This is a genomic window from Aureimonas phyllosphaerae, assembly GCF_900113065.1.
GTDB lineage: Bacteria > Pseudomonadota > Alphaproteobacteria > Rhizobiales > Rhizobiaceae > Aureimonas > Aureimonas phyllosphaerae.
Map to the genome: position 1 here is coordinate 1 of NZ_FOOA01000015.1, position 19,240 is coordinate 19,240.

The following is a 19,240-nucleotide window of genomic DNA, read 5'->3' on the forward strand; positions in this document are numbered from 1 at the left end:
CGCCCGGCCTTTCATTTCCGCCAACCGAGTGTCGTACCGGGCTTTGGCCTGTCGCTCGGAGTGACGCTGGCCTATCTCAGCCTGATCGTGCTTCTGCCGTTGTCGGCCTTGGCGGTGCGTGCGGCAGGGCTCGGGCTTTCCGATTTCCTGGCGCTGGCCGGCGACCGGCGCGTCGTCTCGGCGCTGACCCTGTCGTTCGGCGCCTCGCTGGTCTCGGCCGTCGTCAACGCCGTGTTCGGCCTGCTGCTGGCCTGGGTGCTCGTGCGCTACCGCTTCCCCGGCAAGCGGCTGGTGGACGCGGCGATCGACCTGCCCTTCGCGCTGCCGACCGCCGTCGCCGGCATCGCGCTGACCTCGCTCTACGCGCCGAACGGCTGGGTCGGGCGGCTGTTCGCGCCGGGCGGCCTCTTCGCGCCGCTGTTCGGCGAGGGGGGGCTTCGCATCGCCTATTCGCCGCTCGGCGTCATCGTGGCGCTGACCTTCGTGTCGCTGCCCTTCGTCGTGCGCACCGTGCAGCCGGTGCTGGAGGAGATGGACGGGGAGCTCGAGCAGGCCGCCGCGACGCTGGGCGCGGGCCGCCTCCAGACCGTGTTCCGCGTCGTGCTGCCGACGATCACGCCGGCGCTCCTCACCGGCTTTGCGCTCGCGCTCGCGCGCTCCATCGGCGAATACGGCTCGGTGATCTTCATCGCCGGCAACATCCCCTACGTGTCGGAGATCGCGCCGCTTCTGATCGTGATCCGGCTGGAGGAGTTCAACTATGCCGGCGCGACCGCGGTCGCCGCGCTGATGCTGGTCATCTCCTTTGCGATCCTGCTTGCGATCAACGTCATCCAGACCTGGAGCCGCCGGAGGTATGGCCTTGGCGCTTGATACGACCCTTGCGGCCGCGCCCGGCGTGGAAGCCCTGCGCCCGCGCCGACCCTCGCCGACCGACGAGAGCCCGGCGGTGAAGTGGACGCTGATCGCGGTGGCCATGCTGTTCCTGGCGCTGGTCCTCTTCCTGCCGCTCGTCGCCGTGTTCGTCGAGGCGCTGCGCGGGGGCGTCGACGCCTTCGCCCAAGCCGTCACCGACCCGGACGCGCTCGCCGCGATCCGGCTGACGCTGACCGTCGCGGCGATCGCGGTGCCGGTGAACCTCGTCTTTGGCCTGTGCGCCGCCTGGGCGATCGCCAAGTTCGAGTTCCGCGGCAAGACGCTGCTGACCACCTTGATCGACCTGCCCTTCTCGGTCTCGCCGGTGATCGCGGGCCTCGTCTTCGTGCTCCTGTTCGGCGCGCAGGGCTATTTCCACTGGATGGTGCAGGCGACCGGCATTCCGATCGTCTTCGCGCTGCCGGGCATCGTGCTCGCCACCGTGTTCGTCACGCTCCCCTTCGTCGCGCGCGAGTTGATCCCGCTGATGCAGGAACAGGGGACGGGCGACGAGGAGGCGGCGATCTCGCTGGGCGCCGGCGGCTGGCAGACCTTCCGGCGCGTGACGCTGCCGAACGTGAAGTGGGCGCTCCTCTACGGCGTGCTCCTTTGCAACGCGCGCGCCATGGGCGAGTTCGGGGCGGTGGCGGTGATCTCCGGCAAGATCCGGGGCGAGACCAACACGATGCCGCTCCATGTCGAGATCCTCTACAACGAGTACGCCTTCTCGGCGGCCTTCGCCGTGGCGACGCTGCTCGCCATGCTGGCGCTCATCACGCTCTGCCTCAAGACCTTCCTCGAATGGCGCTATGCCGGCGACATCAAGGCCAGCCGCGGCGGCCACTGACATGACGGGTTCTCACTGATGAAGATCGGCGTGCGCAACATCCGCAAGGAATTCGACCGCTATCCCGCGCTCCACGACGTCTCGCTCGACATCCGCTCGGGCGAGCTGATCGCGCTGCTCGGGCCGTCGGGCTCCGGCAAGACGACGCTTCTGCGCCTCATTGCGGGGCTCGAGTTCCCGACCGCGGGCCGGATCCTCTTCGGCGACGAGGACGCCTCGAACAGAAGCGTGCAGGAGCGCAACGTCGGCTTCGTGTTCCAGCACTATGCCCTGTTCAAGCACATGACGGTGGAGGGCAACATCGGCTTCGGCCTGTCGGTGCGCGAGCGCGCCTCGCGGCCTTCGAGCGCGGAGATCCGGCGCCGGGTGCAGGAGCTTCTCGACCTCATCCAGCTGCCCGACGTGGCCAAGCGCTACCCGATGCAGCTGTCGGGCGGCCAGCGCCAGCGCGTGGCGCTCGCCCGGGCGCTGGCGATCGAGCCGAAGGTGCTGCTTCTCGACGAGCCCTTCGGCGCGCTCGACGCCAAGGTGCGCAAGGACCTGCGGCGCTGGCTGCGCGAGTTGCACGAGCGCACCGGCCACACCACGGTCTTCGTCACCCACGACCAGGACGAGGCGGTGGAGCTCGCCGACCGGGTCGTCGTCATGAGCCAGGGCCGGATCGAGCAGGTGGGCTCGGCCGACGACATCTACGACCGGCCGCAGAGCCCGTTCGTCTTCTCCTTCATCGGCCAGTCGAACGAGCTGCCGGTCGAGGTGCGCGGCGGCGAGATCGCGTTTGGCGGCGTGCCGCTCGGGCGCACCGACGCGCGCGACGGGTCCTGGCGCATGTTCGTGCGCCCGCACGACTTCGAGGTGCTGGCGCCGAGCGCGCGCGGCCTGTCCGGCCAGATCGCGCTGACGCGGCGCGTCGGCGGGGCGCGCATGGCCGAGTTCAACCTCGCCGACCCCGCACGCCGGATCGAGGTCGAACTGCCCGCCCACGCCCCGAGCGAGGCCGGAACACCCATCACCGTGATGCCAAAACGCTGGCAACTCTTCGCCTGAGCCGGAAGCGGCGCGACATCGCGCCGCCTGCCGTCGGAACATCCTGAGGGGTGCCGCGCCATCTGATCGGCCGCCCTCGTTGTCGCGACCCCTTCATCGAAACGCGGAACGGGCCGGACTTTCGTCCGGCCCGTTCCGCGTCCTGAAGCTCACGGAAGACCGTCAGCTCGCCCGATCCCGCTGTATGGACGGACGCAGGGCGACCTGCGCCAACACGGCGTCCGGGATGCGGACAGGCTTGATCTGCGACAGGTCGCGGATCTCGGAGACGGGACGCGTCAGGGCGATCTCGCGGGTGGCGCCGAGGAGGACGTCGCGCGCGGTCGCCACGGCCTCGCTCGTCTCCTGCGCGCTCCAGGACGGGTCGACCAGGAACGCCAGGCTCCGCTCGCCGAGGCGACGAGCCATGGGCAGCCGCTTGGCCGGGCCAAGATGGGCGGAGGCAAACGCTTCCTCGAGGTAGATTTCCGAACAGCTGCCGGAAAAGCACGGCACGCCCGCCTTGGCGATGGCCGCGACCAGCAAGTTCCGCGTCCAGCCCTCGGCGAGACGCGACGGATCCAAGTGGGCGTAGAGACGATACCAGGCGTGAGTATGCCGCGACGAGAGTTCGGGGATGGAGACCAGCGCGAGGTCGCGCAGTCCGTCCATCCAGATCCGCGCGTTGCGCTCCCGCTCGAGCCGCCAGTCCTCCAGACGCTCGAGTTGCCGCAGTCCCAGAACCGCCTGGATCGACATCATGCGCCAGTTGGTGCCGATCGACTGATGCAGCCAGCGAAAGCCGGGTGCTCCGATGCCCTGGTGCGCCAGCGCATAGGACTTGCCATGGTCCTTCAGGCTCCAGGCCGCCTCCCAGAGGGCGTCGTCATCCATCGCGATCAGCCCGCCCTCCCCGCCGGTCGTGATGATCTTGTCCTGGCAGAACGAGAAGGCCGCGATATCGCCGAACGAGCCGACGGGTCGCCCGTCGTAGCGCGCCCCGTGCGCCTGCGCGCAGTCCTCGATGACCTTGAGTCCTCGTCGCCGGGCGAGCCGCATGATCGGCTCCATGTCGCAGGGCCAGCCCGCCAGATGCACGAGGATGACCGCCTTGGTGCGTGGGGTGATGCGGCGAGCGATGGTTTCGGCGGTCAGGTTGCCCGAAACGGGGTCGACGTCGGCAAAGACCGGTGTCGCCCCGGCGAACGGCACGCAGGCCGCCGACGCCACGAAGCTGCGCGGCGTGACGATGACCTCGTCGCCCGAACCGATCCCCAGAACGCGCAAGGCGAGGTCGAGCGCCACGGTGCCGTTGGCGACCGCGACCGCATGGCGACGACCCAGATGCTTCGCATAGGCCTCCTCGAAGCGGGCGACATGGTCGCCCGTCCAGGCGTTCACCTTCGCCGACCGCAGCACCTCGACCACGTCGGAAATCTGCTCCTCGTCATAGATCGGCCAGCGTTTCATGGCGGCACACTCCTCGGTGGATGGGGAACGTCACATCACGTCCCGGATGAGAACAAAGGCTTCGGCGGCGGCCAGGTGCATGGCGGTGCCGCGGACGACGGCAAGGGCGCGGAGGGTTTCCAGCGAGCGCTCATGCGGGAACGGGCGCACCTGCGACCGGAACAGGGCCGCGGCCTCCAGCTTGCGCTCCAACGTCTCCTCGATCCCGATGAAGACGTTCGGCACGAAGCCTGCCGTCACATAGGGTGCGTTCCAGTTGGTCTCGGACACGGTCTCGTAGGCGAGGATCCGCCGGGGGTATTCGGCCTGATGCGGCCGTGACGCGACCAGCGAAGACAGGAAGATCAGCTGGTGGTCGAGGTGCATGTCGCCCACGAAGGGGATCAGCAGGGTGTCGGGTCGCACCTTGCGCACGAGGTCGGCGAGCGCTGCGTTCAGGCGGGCATGCGGGGTTTCGGCGAGCTGAGCCGCGGGAAGGTCGAGCCAGTGCGTTTCCAGGACGCCGAGATGAGCGTGAGCTGCGCGAGCCTCGGCCCGCACCGTGTTGATCAGGTCTTCGCTGAAGGCCGGGGCCTGTCCGCGCGTGACCACGGCAACGTGCACCTCGCAGCCGACCGCGGCGGCGCGCGCCATGGTCCCGCCGCAACCCAGCACCTCGTCGTCCGGGTGAGGCGCGATCACGAGGCAGCGACCCAGAAACCTCTCGTTCATGGCCGGACGCTCGCGGCAGTCGTCGCTTCGAGGTCCCGCAGGATCGGCCGTGCCCTTTCGAGATTGCCGAGATTTCGCCGCTCGCCCGTGAGGATCACCAACACGGTGAGAGCCAGGATGCGGCAATCGAGGGCGAAGGAGCGGTTTTCGACGTACCAGAGATCGAGGGCGAGCTTTTCGCGATCGGAGAGACAGGTGTTGCCGTTGACCTGTGCCCATCCCGTCAGGCCCGGCAGCACGCTCGATCGGACGGCGCCGAGCGCCCCGAACCCGGCGATCGTTTCGGGCAGCAATGGACGCGGGCCGACCAAAGCCATCTGACCGCGGAAGATGGCCAGAAGCTGCGGCACCTCGTCGAGGCGTGTCGCGCGAAGCAGCCGCGTCAGCGCCGTCTGTCGCAGCGCATCGGGGAGCAGTTCGCCGCGGGCGTCACGGGCCTCCCGCATCGTTCGGAACTTCCAGAGAACGAAGGCCTGCCCATGCAGGCCGGAGCGACGTTGCCAAAACAGCAGTGGCCGTCCGAGCGTCACGAAAACCAGCATCGCGGTGACAAGCGCCAGGGGAAGCAGAGCCAGGAGTGTCAGGAGCGCAAGGGCGCGCCCCAGACCAGCCCGCAGGGCGCGCATGCCGGCGGAGCGACGGAGGGCGGGCGTCATTGGCTCAACCCCTCGAGCGCCCGGCTCGCGAGCGGAAGGGCGCTCATCGAGGTCGAGCCGTCGGCGATCGAGACGAGGACCGTGTCGCCCGGCAGCACGTGGGTGTCCAGCGCGGCATCCTGCGTCACGGCTCGATCGTCCTCCAGGCGGCGGATCCGGTACTGGAACTGGACCGTGGCAGCACGGCGCTCCGCATCGGCCGCCAGACTGCCGAGAAGCAAGATCTGCTCCTCGATCGAAGAGCGCGACGCCAGAAGTCGCTCGATTTCGGCGGTCCGCGCCTGAAGATCGGTCAGCGCCAACCGCGAGCGATTGTCGGTCAGGTCGTCGAGCTGACGCTGGAGTTCGCCGAGTTCCCGCCGCGTGGTGGAAGCCTGGTTATAGATCTCGAGCAGGTGCGACTCCTGGGACGTGGCATCGCGCTCGCCGCCTGCGACCTCCGTCAGGGTCTTCAGTCCGCGCCGGTTGAGGGTCTTGACGCGTTCCGATTCCGCTCGCGCGGACTCGATCACCGCCTTCTGCTTCTGTGCAAGCTCGTCGAGATTGACGAGCGCGCTTCTGACCTCGGCGATCGCCTCCGTGAGCTGGGCGCGCCGGGTCTCGAAGCCGCGCTGCTCGGTGCTGAGGATCTTGCGGGCCGTGGGCATCAGCGCCCCCAGCAATTCATCGCGGATGAGAGGCCGTGTCTTGGGGGGCAGGTCGTCGGCGGTGAGGTCCGAGCGGCCGGCCAGTTGCACCGTGAGACGGGCGGCGATCACCGCTTCCTGCGCGGTCTGGACTTCGATCTCGTCGATGTCGCCGCGCAGTCTGGCCCGTGCCACCACCCGATCCTCGGCCGTGATGCCGCCGACCGCCTGCCCTCCCGCGAGCGCCACGGCCTGCTCGACGTTCAGGAGGGGGTGAAAGGCGAAGGATCCGGGTGCCTTCACGTCGCCGAGCACGTAGATCGGGCGAAAGCTCGCGACCGAGAGCGAGATCTGCGGATCGACCAAAAACTTGCGCTCGACAAAGGCCGTGCGCATGGCGCCCAGTGCTTCGGTGACGGTGCGGCCTGCGACGGGAAAATCGCCAAGGAGCGGGATGCTGACGCCGCCGCCGCTGGACACGGGTAACTGTTCGGCCGGCAATGCGTCGTCCACGAAATCGAAGGTCAGGGTATCGCCCGGTGCGAGGCGGTAGGTATCGTCCGCATCGGCCCGCGCCGGCCCCATCAGTTGGGAGACCAGGAGCAAGGCGCCCGCCGTCGCGACGATGCGGGAGCGACGTTCCGGATCGCGGAACATGCTGCGGGCGATGGTGCGGATGGCTCTCATGGCGTTCTGCTCGACCCCTGGCGGGGTGCTTCCCCCGGGACGAGCCTAGGGCGCCTTGGCCGTCGGGGGTCAGCTACACTTTCGGTTGAAACGCCGTGCCCATGCCTACGGCCAAGGTCACGTCGCGTGCACCCTTTGGCTATCTGGATGCCCACTATGGCTTGCTTATCCTCGGCGGCGGTCAGTGCCCGCCTTCGGTGCGCATCCGTGCCGCCCCACCCGAGCAGGAAAGCTCCCGCCATGGCTTCCAGGGTTCTCCACACCATCACGGGACTGAATGTCGGCGGAGCCGAGATGATGCTCGCCCGCTTCCTGGAGCAGGTCGACCGGCAGGCGTTTCCTTCGGCGGTCCTGTCACTGCTCGCGCCTGGGGCGGTCAGCGAGCAGATCACCCGGCAGGGCATTGGGGTCACGTCGATCGACATGGGGCGACGACCGCGACCGCGCGATGTCCCGCGGTTGGCCGGCTGCGTCAGCGACGCCGCGCCCGATCTTCTGCATGGCTGGATGTACCACGGCAACCTGGCCGCCATGATGGGGTCCGTCCTGACCGGGCGCTTCCCGCCCGTGATCTGGGGCATTCATCACACGATCACGCGCCTGAGCGACGAGAGCCCGTTCACGCGCAGGCTTCTGCGCCTTTCGGCAAGGCTTTCGAGCCGCGCCGGCGCCATCTGCTACTGCTCGCGCGTGGCGGCCGACGATCACGAGCGGCTGGGTTTCGATCCACGCCGGCGCGTCGTCATCCCCAACGGGACCGATTGCAGCAGGTTCAGGCCGTCGATGGAGGCAAGAGCGCGATTGCACGAGGAATTGGCAGTACCGCCAGAACGCCTCCTGATCGGCCATGTGGCGCGTTTCCATCCCATGAAGGACCAGACCAGTCTCGTACGAGCCATCGCTCGGCTCGTTCGCGCGGGGCACGATGTGCAGGGTGTGTTCGTCGGCGACGGGCACATCGATGGACCGGTGCGGGCCACCGCGCGCGAACTGGGCATCGACGCGCGCATCACGACGCTCGGCGTCCGCAACGACCTTTCCGATCTGCTCCCGGGACTCGACATCTACGCATTGTCTTCCGCCTGGGGCGAAGCGTGCCCGCTGGCCCTCGGCGAGGCGATGGCCTCGGGCTTGCCGCCCGTCACCACGGCGGTGGGCGACTGCGGGTGGATCGTCGGACCGACGGGCGTCGTGGTGGAGCCGGCCGACAGCGAAGCTCTGGCGGCAGGCTTGGCACAGCTCCTCAGCCTCTCGCCCGACGAGCGACGGGCTCTGGGCGCTCGCGCACGACAACGCATCATCGAGTGCTTCTCGCTCTCGCTCTACGTCCGACGCCATCTCGATCTCTACGAGAGGGTGCTCGACCGTTCCCGACCCGCGCTCGTTCCCCGGGCCGTGTCGTGACGATCGTCGAGGCCCACTTGCCGTTCGCCGGGGATACGGCGCCCCAAGCGGTTGCGCGCGCGGATAGCCGGGGAAAGAGCGTCGTTGTCGTGGCGAGCCTCACATGGTCGCTGGTCTGCTTCCGCCTCGACCTTCTGAAGGCCATGGTCGCGGCCGGACACAAGGTGGTCGCCTTCGCCCCGGACCACGATCCCGGCGCCATCGCGACACTCCGGGAGATCGGCGTCGGCTTCGTGCAGATCCCGATGGCGCGCACGGGGACCAACCCCTTGACCGACCTGAGAACCGTCCTCGCGCTCTACCGGGAACTGCGTCGAATTTCTCCCGATACCGTCCTGTCCTACACGATGAAGCCGATCGTCTACGGCAGCCTCGCCGCACGTCTTGCCGGGGTACCGGAGCGTTTTGCGCTGTTCACCGGCTTCGGCTTCCTGTTCGGCGGTCGCACCGGCGGCTGGCGCGTGACCGCCATACGACGGCTGAGCATCGCGCTGCACCGCCTGGCCCTCGTGGGAGTTAAGGCGGCCTTCGCCTACAACGATGCGGATGCGCAGGACATACGCCGCCACACGATGGTCGGCGACGGTACGCCGCTGGTCATGCTCGATGGCTCCGGCGTCGACCTCGATCGCTTCACGGCACAACCACCACCGGCCGGCCCTCCGACGTTCCTTCTGGTGGCGCGCCTCCTGCGCGACAAGGGTGTGTGCGAGTTCGCGGCAGCCGCCCGCGTCCTGAAGCGGACCTTTCCCCACGCGCGCTTCCAGCTGCTCGGGCCATTCGACCCGAGCCCCCTCGTCATCGCGAAGTCGGAACTCGACGGCTGGGTGGAAGAGGGGATCGTCGAATATCTCGGCGAGACGCGAGACGTGCGACCCTATCTGACGGCCTCGACGGTGTTCGTGCTCCCCTCCTACTATCGAGAGGGCATCCCGCGCAGCGCGCTCGAGGCGTTGGCGGCAGGACGCGCCATCATCACCGCGGATACGCCGGGATGCCGTGAGACGGTACGCGAAGGCGAGAACGGTTTCCTCGTGCCGGCGCGCGATGCCGAGGCGCTGGCCGTTCGAATGGAAGCCTTTCTCCGGGATGAAACGCTTGCGGCCAGAATGGGTGCCCGGTCGCGCAGGCTCGCCGAAGAGAGGTTCGATGTCCACAAGGTCAATGCGGGGCTGATGCAGGCCCTCGGCCTCAACCGGCAGTTGGACGATGCGACCATCCCTCCCCGCACCGATCGCCACACCGCCTGATGGCGCATGCTGCCTGCCTCATCCAAATGGACAATGCCTGCTGCGCCGATCGACCCGTCAGGCGGTGACGGATTCACCGAAAGACGTGCCCTTCTCCGTCTGCAGTCGTGCTCAACTCGATGGGACGGCCGCGCGGCTCCCGTGCCGACCCGAACCTTGGAACCGGCAGGGGGCCGGGTCCCTGGATGCTCTCGCGACAAGGGGTTCAATCGCATGAAGACCATCATCGTCACCGGCGTTGGCGGCGGGGTCGGCCAAAGCATCCTGAAGAGCCTGCAAGGCAGTTCCTATCGCGTCGTCGGGGTCGATGCGGAAGCGACGGCGACCGGACTCTACGCGGTCGACCGCGCCTACCGGGTTCCGCGCGCAAGCGATCCCGCCTTCGTCGATCGGATCCTCGAGATCGCCCGAAAGGAGGGTGCGGAGCTTGTCTTCCCGGGGCTCGATCCCGAACTTCCGATCTTTGCGGCCGCCGTCGGCCGTTTCCGCTCCGCCGGCATTCACGTTTCGATCAGCGAACCGCGGATCGTCGAGATCAGCGACGACAAGCTGGCGACCGCGCAGTTCCTGGAAGCGAACGGCTTTCCGACGCCCCGCACCCTCCTCCTGTCGGATGATCCCGACGATTTCGCGTCCTTTCCCGCAGTGCTCAAGCCACGCCGGGGCGGATCGCGCTCGCAAGGGGTCTTCGTCGCCAGGACGAGGGAGGACCTCTCGCGTTTCGCCGACACGCTGCCGGCGGACAACTATGTCGTCCAGGAGCAGATCCTGGGCGACGAGTACACTTGCGGCAGCGTCAACTTCGAAGGGCGCTGCTTCGGCGTGATCACCATGCGGCGCATTCTGCGCGATGGCGATACCTACAAGGCCTTTGTCGAGAAGAACGCCAGTCTTTCGGCCTTCGTGACATCCGTCATGCAAGCGCTGAAACCCTATGGCGCCTGCAACACGCAACTGCGTCTGCGCGACGGGATCCCCTACATCTTCGAGTTCAACGCGCGCTCGTCCGGCACCACCTTCTGCCGATCGCTGGCCGGCTTCAACGAGCCGCTGATGATCGCCAACTATCTGCTGCGGGACGAATCCCCCCAGCCGGAGGCGCGCGAAATGACCATCCTGCGCTACTGGAAGGAGATGGCGGTCGACAACTCTCGGGTGGCGGCCATGGCACAGGCCGGCGAGATCACCGGCGATGCCATCCTTCTTTGAGGACACGTCGTCGCGTCGGGTCTTTCTCACGGGAGCCTCCGGCGCACTCGGGCGACGCGTGACCCGCCTGCTGGTGTCACAAGGCCATCACGTCACCGCCCTCGTCCACCGCAGTCCTGTTCCCTCGTTCCCCGGCCCGGGGACGATCCGGACGATCGTCGGCGACCTTTGTGGCGAGGCGCTGGTCGACGATGCGGTGGCGGACGCGGATGTCGTCTGCCACCTCGCCGCCTTTCTGCCACCAGACTACGCCGACCCGGCCTATGCGCAGGCATGCTTCGAGACCAACGCGATGGCGGTGCTTCGGCTGGCCACATGCTGTGCGGGCGCGGGCAAACGCCTCGTGCATTGCTCCTCGGGCCAGGCCTATGCCTGGTCGGGCGATGCTATCACGGAGGACGCTGCGCTCTACCCCGCGGAGAGGGCGACGTTCTACCTTGCTAGCAAGCTGACCGGCGAGTTGTTCGTGGAGCATCTGAGACGCCGGCACGGGCTCGCCTCGATCGTTTTCCGCGTCGGCTCCTGTTATGGGCCCGGCATGGAGAGAGGATCCGTCGTCGGGTTCTTCATGGCCCAAGCCTCAGCTGGCAAGCCGTTGCCGGTACACGACGGGGGAACGGCCGAATGCGACTTCGTCCATGTGGATGATGTCGCTCGCCTGATCGAAGCGGCGGTCCGCGGCGGGGAGCCTGGCGTCTACAACGCCGGTTCAGGCATGGCCCATTCCGTTCTGGATCTCGCCCGGGCCGTACGAGCAACCTTTCCCGATTTCGCGGTGACGATCGAAGCGCAGCCCTTCGCCGGTGAACCGCAGCGCAGCTTCCCCGCCCTGTCCATGGCGAAGACGCAGGCCATGTGGGGCCACGTTCCCACGTCCCTCGTGGATGGGCTGGCCATGCTGCGGGCGAGGTCCGAGGAGCCCGTTCCATGCGCGTAGCCGTATTCAGCGACGTCCACGGCAATCTGCCGGCACTGGAGGCCTTCGTCGCAGCGACGGCCCGCGAGGTGGACGCCTATCTGTGCCTGGGGGACGTCGTGAACTACGGTCCCTGGAGTGACGACTGCCTGGAACTGATCGTGTCGTTGCCCAACAGCAGTCTCTTGGAAGGCAATCACGAGCGATTGTTCCTTGGTCTCGATCCGGTCGCCCATGAGATCCCGTTGGTCCGGCAATTCTACGAGCACGCCAGCGCGCGCTTCGAGCGAGCCGACCTGATCCGCGATCTTCCCTTGAGCACCAATCTCGGCGGCTTCACCTGCATCCACACGATCGACGGCCAGCGCGTCTTCCGCGATACGGATATCGAGATCGATCGCGACTACCTGATCGGCCATACCCATCATGCGTTCGACGTCCGGCGATCGGGGAAGAGGATCGTCAACTGCGGCAGCCTCGGCCAGAACCGCAAGGAACTGAGCCGAGCGAGCTATGCGGTCATGGACCTTCCGAGCGGGGACATCTCGCTTCGCGAGATCGACTATCCCTGGCAGCGCCTCCTGGCCGAGATGGAAGCGCGCTCTTATGCGCAAGTCTGCCTGGATTACTACCGCTCCAAGCTTCCGGCCTAGCAACCGTCCAAATGGTCGTTGCGACTGGTGTCGGAATATGCGGATGCCTGTTTCCCACCACGTGGTCGAGGGTTCCTCCGCCTTCGCAGGCCAAACTCCAAAATCTGCCGACACACCACGCAGGTCCGGCAAAGCATGGTATCCCGGTGCCTTATAATCTGGCGCCCGTGCGGTGGCGGCGCGTCCTGCGGGCGGACGACGCTTCCGGCTCCACCTGATCGATGACGAGGCCCCTTGGCTCGATTCCGCTCAGTCGCAGGCGCTGGCCGGCCTGGGCCAGCTTCTCGTCGCTCGTCCGGTTCCAACTCGCCACCAGCAGCACCGTATCCACGTGGGCGCCGGCCCACACGGCCGTTTCGCGGCACAGCACCGGCGGGGCTGCGATCACCACGAACTCGCAGCTTTCCCGAAGCCGGAAGAGAAGTGTTTCCAAGGCATCTTCACCGACGAGACGAGGATCCCCTTCCGCAATCTCGAGGATCGACAGCGAGGGGATAGCCGAGACCGGCTTGAGCCCGTCGGCGATGTCGAACCCGCGTTCCAACCGGTCGATCGCAAACGAGGATGGCCCGATAGGTTCCTGGAAGAGCGAGGCCGGACGATCTGCGCAACGGGGGTCGAGATCGATCAGGACCGTGCGGGCTCCGAGCAGCGCGGCGGTCGCCGCGAGGCCGGCCGCGGTCGGGGATGCGCCTTCCGAGGGAAGAGCGGAGGTCAGCAGCACCGACTGGGGCCTGTCCTTCGGCACCATGCGCCGGCAGCTGCGAAACAACGCGCGGAAGGCCTCGGCCGGCAGTGCATGCGGGCTGTCCTGGATCTCCTGGAACAGATCGGTCTTTCGCGAGCCGAGCCGGCGCCGAAGCCGCGGGATCGAGGCCAGCAACGGTGCGCCCGCGACGCCGGCGGCCCCGCGTCCGTCGCGGATCCGCGTATCGAGGCTCTCCAGCGTGACGGCCACCACGAAGCCGAGGACCAAGGCGCCGACGACGCCACCGCCGACCAGCATTCGAGGTTTGGGAAAGTAGGGGGATGTCGGCACTTCCGCGACCGAAACCACGCGCGCATTGGCTTTTGCGACGGCAGCGAAGGGGTCGAGCTTACCGAGGCGGGAAGCGGTCACGTCGTAGAGCTTCTGTTCGGTCAGCAGATCGCGATTGAGTTCGCGCAGCCGAATCTCCGCAAGGCTTCGCTGCCGCAGTTCGACGGTGGCGGCTTCCAGGTCGCGCTCGAAATCGGCGACGCGCCCTTCCGCGATGCGCACATCGCCTTCCATCCCTGCAAGGATGCGCTGGAACTCCTCCGACATCAGCGCACGGACGCTCGCGATCTTGGCGTCGGCGCGCTGGATCTGGGGATGAGCCTGCGCGAAGCTCCGTGCGAGGTCGGCGCGTTCCCCGAGCGCTGTCGCCTCCTCCGTTCGGAGCGTGCGAAGGAAATCGGACGACAACAGCTGATCCATGCCCGAACGCACGCCGCCCGCAGCCGCGGCCTGCGCCTGGGCAAGTCTTGCACGAGCCTGGGTCAGGTCTCCTCGCGCCGCGCTCAGCTGCTCGTTGGCCTGCTGCATGGCCAGCCGCAGGAGATCGTCGCGAGGGTCGCTCGATACCTGGTTGCGACCGCCATATTCGGCGATCTCCTGCTCGATCCGCCCGATGCGTGTCGCGAGTTCGCCGGCCTGCTGGCGCAGGAAGTCGGCCGCCTCCTTCATCTCCTCGCGCTTCTGATCGCGCGACCAGTCCACGAAGAGCCCGGTCGTGGTATTGGCGATCAACGCGGCACGCTCGGGCTGCTCATCCACCGCCGACACCACCATGACCGAGCTCTCGCCGCTGCGCGACGTGTTGAGCCGGGAAAGAAGGACGGTGATGGCGCTGTCCCGTTGCACGCTGCTCGGCGGCAACGGTGCGGCAGCCTGCTCATCCTGCCCGAAGGCGGCCGAGACACCCGGCAGCCAGCTGCGCAGCCAGCCTGCGGACGCCCCCGCCTGCTCCGATCCGGCCGCGACGAGATAGGTATTGAACTCGGGCTCGGCGATCAGGTTGAGTTCGTCCACCACCCGCCCGGCGAACGAGCGCGAGGTCATCAGGTCCGCTTCCGTATCCAGCTTGGACGAGTTGGGCTGCTGCACGGCCTGATCCGGTGCATCGTCGAGCAGGTTCGGGTCGTCGGGCTCCAGCAAGATCATCGACTGGGCCTTGTAGCTTGGCGACAGTTCGTGGATCGCCAGCAGCGAAAGCAGGAGCCCGGAGAGGCCGAACATGGCAATCAGCAGCCTGCGTCGGCGGGCAAGGCCCATGAGTTCACGGGCGCCGATGAGCCGGCCGCTTCCCTGCGTTTCCGGCCAGTCGGTGGCAGCGGGAGTAAAGCGCTGCGTATAGACGGTCTCGTCCAGCACGCCCATGACCAGTCGCCTCCGGGCCCAACGGTCTCAGCCGTGCCTTCAGGCGGTGTCGACGCCTGTCGACACGACGACATTCCCGAATGCGTAGCATGGGCGGACGATGGGCCGAGTGCGCCAAACGGACGAGCCGAACGCGTGTTCATCCGCCAAAAGGCGAAGGCGGGCAACCGATCGGAGGGCTTCAAGCGCTGGCCGTCGAACACTTGAGTCCGATCGAGGCAGAAGCCACCCGGCCGCGGCGATAGGGTGGCGGCTCGGCGAACGGTGCGAAATGAACCACGAAGCGGAACCAAGGTCGTGGGGCGGCGCCACGCCCTTTCGATCGGAGCCTGACCGACCAGCACGCGCCGGCGGCGGGCTGGAGCTTTGGCTGGCAGTTGGCGCGGTCTTCCTCGCCCCCTTCAACATCCTTCGGGTCGATGCCTTCTACTTCACCGCCAGCGACGTGCTGGTCGTGGCGACGCTTCTGGCCAGGGTGACGAACCGATCCTTCGTCTATGCACCGCTGGGAGCGGCAACCCCCCTTTGGAACCTCGGGATCATGCTGCTTTCGGTCATGCTCCTCGCGAGCAGCCTCCTTCACGGGGCCGCGGACCGGGGAGTGATCCTGTGGGCCCAGTACTGCTTCGCCTATCTCCTCCTTCCCTACGTGGTCCTGGCGCGGCCGTGGCGGGAGACCATTCTGCTCATCAAGGCCTTCCTCGCGTCCCTCGTCCTCATGTGCCTGCACGGCATCCTGGTGGTGGACGTCCTGGGAGAGCGCAACACGACCTTCGTGACCGGCAGCGGCCGCCTCGTCGGGTTCGTCGAACGCGAGAACGAGTGCGCCTCGCTGATCGCCATGGGCGCGCCCCTGGCGCTTTGGCTGACGGCATCAGGAAGCGTCCGCGGATGGCTGCGATGGCCGCTCCTCCTCCTCTTCGCCTACGGGATTGCCTTGACCGGATCGAACACCGGCCTGATCGGGCTCCTTCTGGCCATCGCCGCCTTCACCGGATTGACGGCCTCGATCTGGCGGATCGCGGTCGCCGCGGGCTCGGGGGTCGGCCTCTTGATGGTGATGGTGACCTGGGGTCGCGAGTTCCTGCCGCCGGTGTTCCAGCGCCGCGTCCTGGGGGCGCTGGAGAACGGCGACATCGACCAGGCGGGAACATTCGCAGGCCGCATGCAACTGATCCACGAGGCGATGGGAATGGCCGACCACTCCCTCCTCTTCGGCTTCGGGGCGGATCAGTACCGCGTCGTCAGCGCCTTTCATGCGCCCGTCCACAACGCATATCTTCTCATCTGGGTGGAAGCCGGACTGCTGGGTGTGATCGGCTTCGCGCTCATCCTTCTGAGCGGGGTCCTGCTCGGCATCACCGCGATCGGCGCCGGTCGCGATCGCCTTGCCGGCGCCTGCACCTTGACCGCGGTCTGCCTTTTTGCGGCGACCGCCAACGCCTTTCCCCACCTCTACGGGCGCTTCTTCGTGGTTCCCCTCCTCCTGGGACTCGCGCCGAGCGTCGTATCGCTCAACCACGGCCTGCTCGGCCGGACAGGGAGCTTGAAACGGCGGGCCCCCGGCCGCAACGCTCGAGCGGCCGAATGGCGCTCGCGCAGCCATGCCGCACCCCTCGTCCCACGCTCGCCCCATCAACCGGGATAGCGCCCCTCGATCCGCTCGCGCGACAGCCATTCCATGAAGCGATCGAACGGGTATCGACCTTCGTCGTCGAGCGCAGCCCAGGCATCGGCAACGCCCGGCACCGCGCCGAAACGCTGCTCGACGGCATCCGCCATCCCGTCGCCATCGAGATCCTCGTAAGCCGCCTGCTCTTCGACCTCCACGATCTTGCCGGGGCCGCGGCGGATCTTGCCCGTACCGGGCAGACCAAGCCTTCCCGCTTCCCGGACCAATCGGCGATCGATTCCGTCGCGCGGAAAAGCGCCCGCCGCCGTCACGACATCTTCGAAGGCCCGCTTCGCGTCCCCGAGACTTGGCGCGCTCAGCGGGCATGGAGGTGCTGCGGCAAAATGGGGAAGCGCGTTCTCGCTCGCATCGACGATCCGCTTGCCGGGAGGCGCCCAGCTTTGGTTGTCGTGGGCGAAGATGCGGGGCGGCGCGACCGCGTTCGTGTCGTTCCAGCGGATCGCATAGGACAGATCGGCCGTCGAGGGACCGGCCTTGAAGTAGTTGCCGACGATCGAGATCGGCGTGCCGCCGGCTTCCTGGCTGAAGACTTCGGTCCACTCGGAGCCGGCATTGTAGAAGAGGTTGTCGGTGACCTCCACGCAGGACCCTGCGCGATGATTGGTGTCGGGATTGCGATCGCCGTTGGAGGCACAGAGGTTGCGCCAGAACGAGATGTTCTGGGCCACGCCGGAACCCGATCCGAGGAGGGCGCACTTGCTGTGCGGGCGCAGTCCCTCAGCGAAGACGGAATGGGCGATCGTGACGTCGCTCGTCGCGCCCTCGAGGTTGATGTTCTCGTCCGTCGCCCAGGAACCCGAGACGTGGTCCACATAGATACGGCGGCTGTTTTCCACCGTCAGCGCGTCGACGTTCTTGACCGTGTTGGGAAACTGGGGCCGAAGGCGCAGATGCCGCAGGAGAACGTCATGAGTGCTGCGCAGGATCAGGGGCGTTCGCCGGAAGCCCTCGGCATCCGGTCTGGTCGTGATGGTGATGCCCTCGCCCGGCGCCGTCTGGCCGAGGATCGAGAGTTGGCCAGCTGCCTCCCCCTGCACGACCAGCGACTGGTCGAGGACGATCGTGCCGGACACGCGGAAGACGCAGTTGCGCGGCCCGGTCTCGAGCAGGCAGGCGCGCAGACTGCCCGGTCCGGAATCGCCGAGGTGTACCACTTCGACGATCCGCCCGTTGCGCCCGCCTTGCGAGAGGCGCCCGAAGCCCTCGGCTCCCGGGAACGCCGAGACCGGCTCGGCATGCGCCTCCGACCCGCCGGGGCCCGGCACCAGAAGACAGACCGCAACCACACCGCCGAAGACGACCGGTCTCATTGCTCCGCGTCATCCTGGATCGCAGCATGGCGGGCCAGCACGAAGACGGCGTCCACGAAACGCTTTCCATCCACCCACTCGCCGTCCGCCCACCGGCCTTCCGGGTCTTGGGTGGCCATCAGGACCGCGGCATCCTTCTGCAGCTGGTCGGGGCCAAGATCATCCGCCGGACTGACCCAGAGGTTCGGCTCCGTCGGCCTTTCTCCTCGAAGGACGCGCGCGAGGCGAGCAAGGGTCAGGGGGATTTCGAACTCGCCCTTCATTCCGTAATGCGTAAGGAGGTTGACGGGCTCGAAGGTCACCCGGTTGTCGTTGTCGACGTAGAGTGGCCGGTTGGTGTTGAGTTCATAGTAGCGGGCCCACGTGCCGTCGGACAGCCGCGCGCCGGTGAGCCAGTCCCCGGCCGACCGCGCCGCCTCGAGATAGCGAGCCTTGTTGGACGCCTGGTAGAGTTCGAGAAGAAAGTCGATCGATCCGGCCGTTTCGCGCGACACGACCGCCGGCGGTTCGAACTTTCGTCCCCAGACGGGCTGAAGTGTCCGGTCGTACTGCTGTGCCCAACCCTCCTGGGGATGCGGCAGCTGTGCTGCCACGAGGAAGTCGCCGAGGCGCATGGCCGCCTTCAGGTAGTCGGGATTGCGATAGGTCTTATAGGCGCTGAGAAACAGGCGACCCGTATCCCGGGGCACGTTGTCGTTGACGATGAAATAGGGCGGCGTCTCGGGTTTCTGCCAGTCCGGAGACCAGGAAGCAGGCATGCTGGCGTGCGAGGCGGTCTCGACGTCTGCGCCGGGCGCACCGGTCGAAAAGAAGTTGGGGAACGCGCCGTTGCGGTACTGGACCCGCATCAGCTGCCCCAGACCGTAGTCGATCGCCTCGCGCACGCTCCGGTCCTTGCCGTCGTTCGCCTCGTCGAACCAGATCAGGAAGTTGAAGACGCTCTGGGAGGTGTTGTCGTCGAGGACCGTCCGATTTGCCGAGCGATTGTCCTTGATCCGCTGGCAAGCCTTGGCCTCGATGTCACGCGAGCGGTAGCACCAGTTCTCCCTCTCGTCCGGGTCGGTCTCGATCGAGAAGTGCCAGCCGCCCGACATGAGCTGACCGTCGACCAGCGCGGCTGCCACGGTATGGGCTGCGTCGAGCCATTGCGCATCGCCCGTCGCCTCGTAGATCCGCAGGAAGGCGGCTCCCACGGCGGGCGTGCCCGGGGGTTGAACCCAGCCCACCGAAGGGGCGGCGCTGCCGCCCTCCACCTCCCTCCGGCGTCCATCCAGGGAATAGCGCCAGACATAGGTTCCATGGACGCCGAGCCGATCTCTGAAAAAGGCACCGGCCTTTTCCATGGCTTGGCGGGCGGTCGCGCCCGGAGCGGTTTCGCCTGTATCCTGGGCTCGTCCGCCGAGCGGATGGACGAGGAACACGAGCAGCGCGACGGCGCCAAGCCTGATCATGACGCAGCCTCTTCG

At 67.3% G+C, this 19,240-nt stretch carries 16 protein-coding genes; 9 read left to right on the plus strand and 7 right to left on the minus strand.

Translation table 11 applies throughout. The features are described from left to right. The 3 genes from cysT to BM175_RS16200 form a co-directional block, all read left to right on the plus strand. Positions 1–873, plus strand: an 873-nt coding sequence (cysT, locus tag BM175_RS16190) for a sulfate ABC transporter permease subunit CysT (RefSeq protein ID WP_139224670.1), incomplete at its 5' end; no start/stop codon positions are given. Beyond that, entirely contained in the window at positions 857–1,762 is a 906-nt protein-coding gene (gene cysW, locus BM175_RS16195; RefSeq protein ID WP_090963686.1) for a sulfate ABC transporter permease subunit CysW, read from the plus strand. The genes cysT and cysW, both read left to right, overlap by 17 nt. A gap of 18 nt (positions 1,763–1,780) precedes the next feature. Further along, positions 1,781–2,809: a sulfate/molybdate ABC transporter ATP-binding protein gene (locus BM175_RS16200; protein WP_090963688.1), complete on the plus strand. Its 1,029-nt coding sequence runs from the start codon at positions 1,781–1,783 to the stop codon at positions 2,807–2,809. Positions 2,810–2,971: 162 nt separating this feature from the next. On the opposite strand, the gene BM175_RS16205 is transcribed toward BM175_RS16200, so the two are convergent. From BM175_RS16205 to BM175_RS16220, 4 genes are read right to left on the minus strand one after another with little or no spacing between them, the layout of a single operon-like run. Next, positions 2,972–4,258, minus strand: coding sequence for a DegT/DnrJ/EryC1/StrS family aminotransferase (locus BM175_RS16205; RefSeq protein WP_090964835.1), 1,287 nt, complete (start codon positions 4,256–4,258; stop codon positions 2,972–2,974). Positions 4,259–4,288: 30 nt separating this feature from the next. Further along, entirely contained in the window at positions 4,289–4,969 is a 681-nt protein-coding gene (locus BM175_RS16210) for a PIG-L deacetylase family protein (RefSeq protein ID WP_090964837.1), read from the minus strand. After that, a complete protein-coding gene (locus BM175_RS16215; RefSeq protein ID WP_244546039.1) occupies positions 4,966–5,625 on the minus strand; it encodes a sugar transferase in 660 nt (219 codons plus the stop codon). Before BM175_RS16215 ends, BM175_RS16210 begins: the two co-directional genes overlap by 4 nt. Further along, a complete protein-coding gene (locus tag BM175_RS16220; RefSeq protein ID WP_090964839.1) occupies positions 5,622–6,938 on the minus strand; it encodes a polysaccharide biosynthesis/export family protein in 1,317 nt (438 codons plus the stop codon). Before BM175_RS16220 ends, BM175_RS16215 begins: the two co-directional genes overlap by 4 nt. A 240-nt stretch (positions 6,939–7,178) precedes the next feature. On the opposite strand from BM175_RS16220, the gene BM175_RS16225 reads away from it, so the two are divergent. From BM175_RS16225 to BM175_RS16245, 5 genes are all read left to right on the plus strand, one after another. Then, positions 7,179–8,342, plus strand: coding sequence for a glycosyltransferase (locus tag BM175_RS16225; protein ID WP_175526881.1), 1,164 nt, complete (start codon positions 7,179–7,181; stop codon positions 8,340–8,342). A gap of 89 nt (positions 8,343–8,431) precedes the next feature. Beyond that, entirely contained in the window at positions 8,432–9,592 is a 1,161-nt protein-coding gene (locus tag BM175_RS16230) for a glycosyltransferase family 4 protein (protein WP_244546040.1), read from the plus strand. 213 nt (positions 9,593–9,805) lie between these two features. After that, positions 9,806–10,801 (plus strand): ATP-grasp domain-containing protein, encoded by a 996-nt coding sequence (locus tag BM175_RS16235; protein WP_175526882.1) that lies wholly within the window; start codon positions 9,806–9,808, stop codon positions 10,799–10,801. After that, positions 10,785–11,738: an NAD-dependent epimerase/dehydratase family protein gene (locus BM175_RS16240; protein WP_090964845.1), complete on the plus strand. Its 954-nt coding sequence runs from the start codon at positions 10,785–10,787 to the stop codon at positions 11,736–11,738. Before BM175_RS16235 ends, BM175_RS16240 begins: the two co-directional genes overlap by 17 nt. After that, positions 11,729–12,370 (plus strand): metallophosphoesterase family protein, encoded by a 642-nt coding sequence (locus BM175_RS16245; RefSeq protein ID WP_090964847.1) that lies wholly within the window; start codon positions 11,729–11,731, stop codon positions 12,368–12,370. The genes BM175_RS16240 and BM175_RS16245 overlap by 10 nt, the downstream gene beginning before the upstream one ends. Positions 12,371–12,521: 151 nt before the next feature. Here the strand turns inward: BM175_RS16245 and BM175_RS16250 are convergent, their stop codons facing one another. Next, on the minus strand, positions 12,522–14,771 hold the full coding sequence (locus BM175_RS16250) for a GumC family protein (protein WP_090964849.1): 2,250 nt from the start codon (positions 14,769–14,771) through the stop codon (positions 12,522–12,524). A gap of 271 nt (positions 14,772–15,042) precedes the next feature. Here BM175_RS16250 and BM175_RS16255 point away from each other — a divergent pair, with 271 nt between their 5' ends. Then, positions 15,043–16,419 (plus strand): O-antigen ligase family protein, encoded by a 1,377-nt coding sequence (locus BM175_RS16255; protein WP_175526883.1) that lies wholly within the window; start codon positions 15,043–15,045, stop codon positions 16,417–16,419. Here the strand turns inward: BM175_RS16255 and BM175_RS16260 are convergent. Continuing rightward, positions 16,407–17,774, minus strand: a complete 1,368-nt coding sequence (locus tag BM175_RS16260) for a pectate lyase family protein (RefSeq protein WP_090964853.1) — start codon at positions 17,772–17,774, stop codon at positions 16,407–16,409. The genes BM175_RS16255 and BM175_RS16260 overlap by 13 nt on opposite strands. Further along, positions 17,771–19,225, minus strand: a complete 1,455-nt coding sequence (locus tag BM175_RS16265; RefSeq protein ID WP_090964855.1) for a pectate lyase — start codon at positions 19,223–19,225, stop codon at positions 17,771–17,773. Before BM175_RS16265 ends, BM175_RS16260 begins: the two co-directional genes overlap by 4 nt. Positions 19,226–19,240: the final 15 nt, after the last annotated feature.

What these genes read in the sequence shown, in the direction of transcription:
- BM175_RS16260 (WP_090964853.1), bottom strand. Translation starts at nt 17,774, where the DNA reads ATGAGACCGGTCGTCTTCGGCGGTGTGGTTGCGGTCTGTCTTCTGGTG.
- BM175_RS16225 (WP_175526881.1), top strand. Translation starts at nt 7,179, where the DNA reads ATGGCTTCCAGGGTTCTCCACACCATCACGGGACTGAATGTCGGCGGA.
- BM175_RS16235 (WP_175526882.1), top strand. Translation starts at nt 9,806, where the DNA reads ATGAAGACCATCATCGTCACCGGCGTTGGCGGCGGGGTCGGCCAAAGC.
- BM175_RS16245 (WP_090964847.1), top strand. Translation starts at nt 11,729, where the DNA reads ATGCGCGTAGCCGTATTCAGCGACGTCCACGGCAATCTGCCGGCACTG.
- BM175_RS16255 (WP_175526883.1), top strand. Translation starts at nt 15,043, where the DNA reads ATGAACCACGAAGCGGAACCAAGGTCGTGGGGCGGCGCCACGCCCTTT.
- BM175_RS16215 (WP_244546039.1), bottom strand. Translation starts at nt 5,625, where the DNA reads ATGACGCCCGCCCTCCGTCGCTCCGCCGGCATGCGCGCCCTGCGGGCT.
- BM175_RS16205 (WP_090964835.1), bottom strand. Translation starts at nt 4,258, where the DNA reads ATGAAACGCTGGCCGATCTATGACGAGGAGCAGATTTCCGACGTGGTC.
- BM175_RS16220 (WP_090964839.1), bottom strand. Translation starts at nt 6,938, where the DNA reads ATGAGAGCCATCCGCACCATCGCCCGCAGCATGTTCCGCGATCCGGAA.
- cysW (WP_090963686.1), top strand. Translation starts at nt 857, where the DNA reads ATGGCCTTGGCGCTTGATACGACCCTTGCGGCCGCGCCCGGCGTGGAA.
- BM175_RS16250 (WP_090964849.1), bottom strand. Translation starts at nt 14,771, where the DNA reads ATGGGCGTGCTGGACGAGACCGTCTATACGCAGCGCTTTACTCCCGCT.
- BM175_RS16265 (WP_090964855.1), bottom strand. Translation starts at nt 19,225, where the DNA reads ATGATCAGGCTTGGCGCCGTCGCGCTGCTCGTGTTCCTCGTCCATCCG.
- BM175_RS16210 (WP_090964837.1), bottom strand. Translation starts at nt 4,969, where the DNA reads ATGAACGAGAGGTTTCTGGGTCGCTGCCTCGTGATCGCGCCTCACCCG.
- BM175_RS16200 (WP_090963688.1), top strand. Translation starts at nt 1,781, where the DNA reads ATGAAGATCGGCGTGCGCAACATCCGCAAGGAATTCGACCGCTATCCC.
- BM175_RS16240 (WP_090964845.1), top strand. Translation starts at nt 10,785, where the DNA reads ATGCCATCCTTCTTTGAGGACACGTCGTCGCGTCGGGTCTTTCTCACG.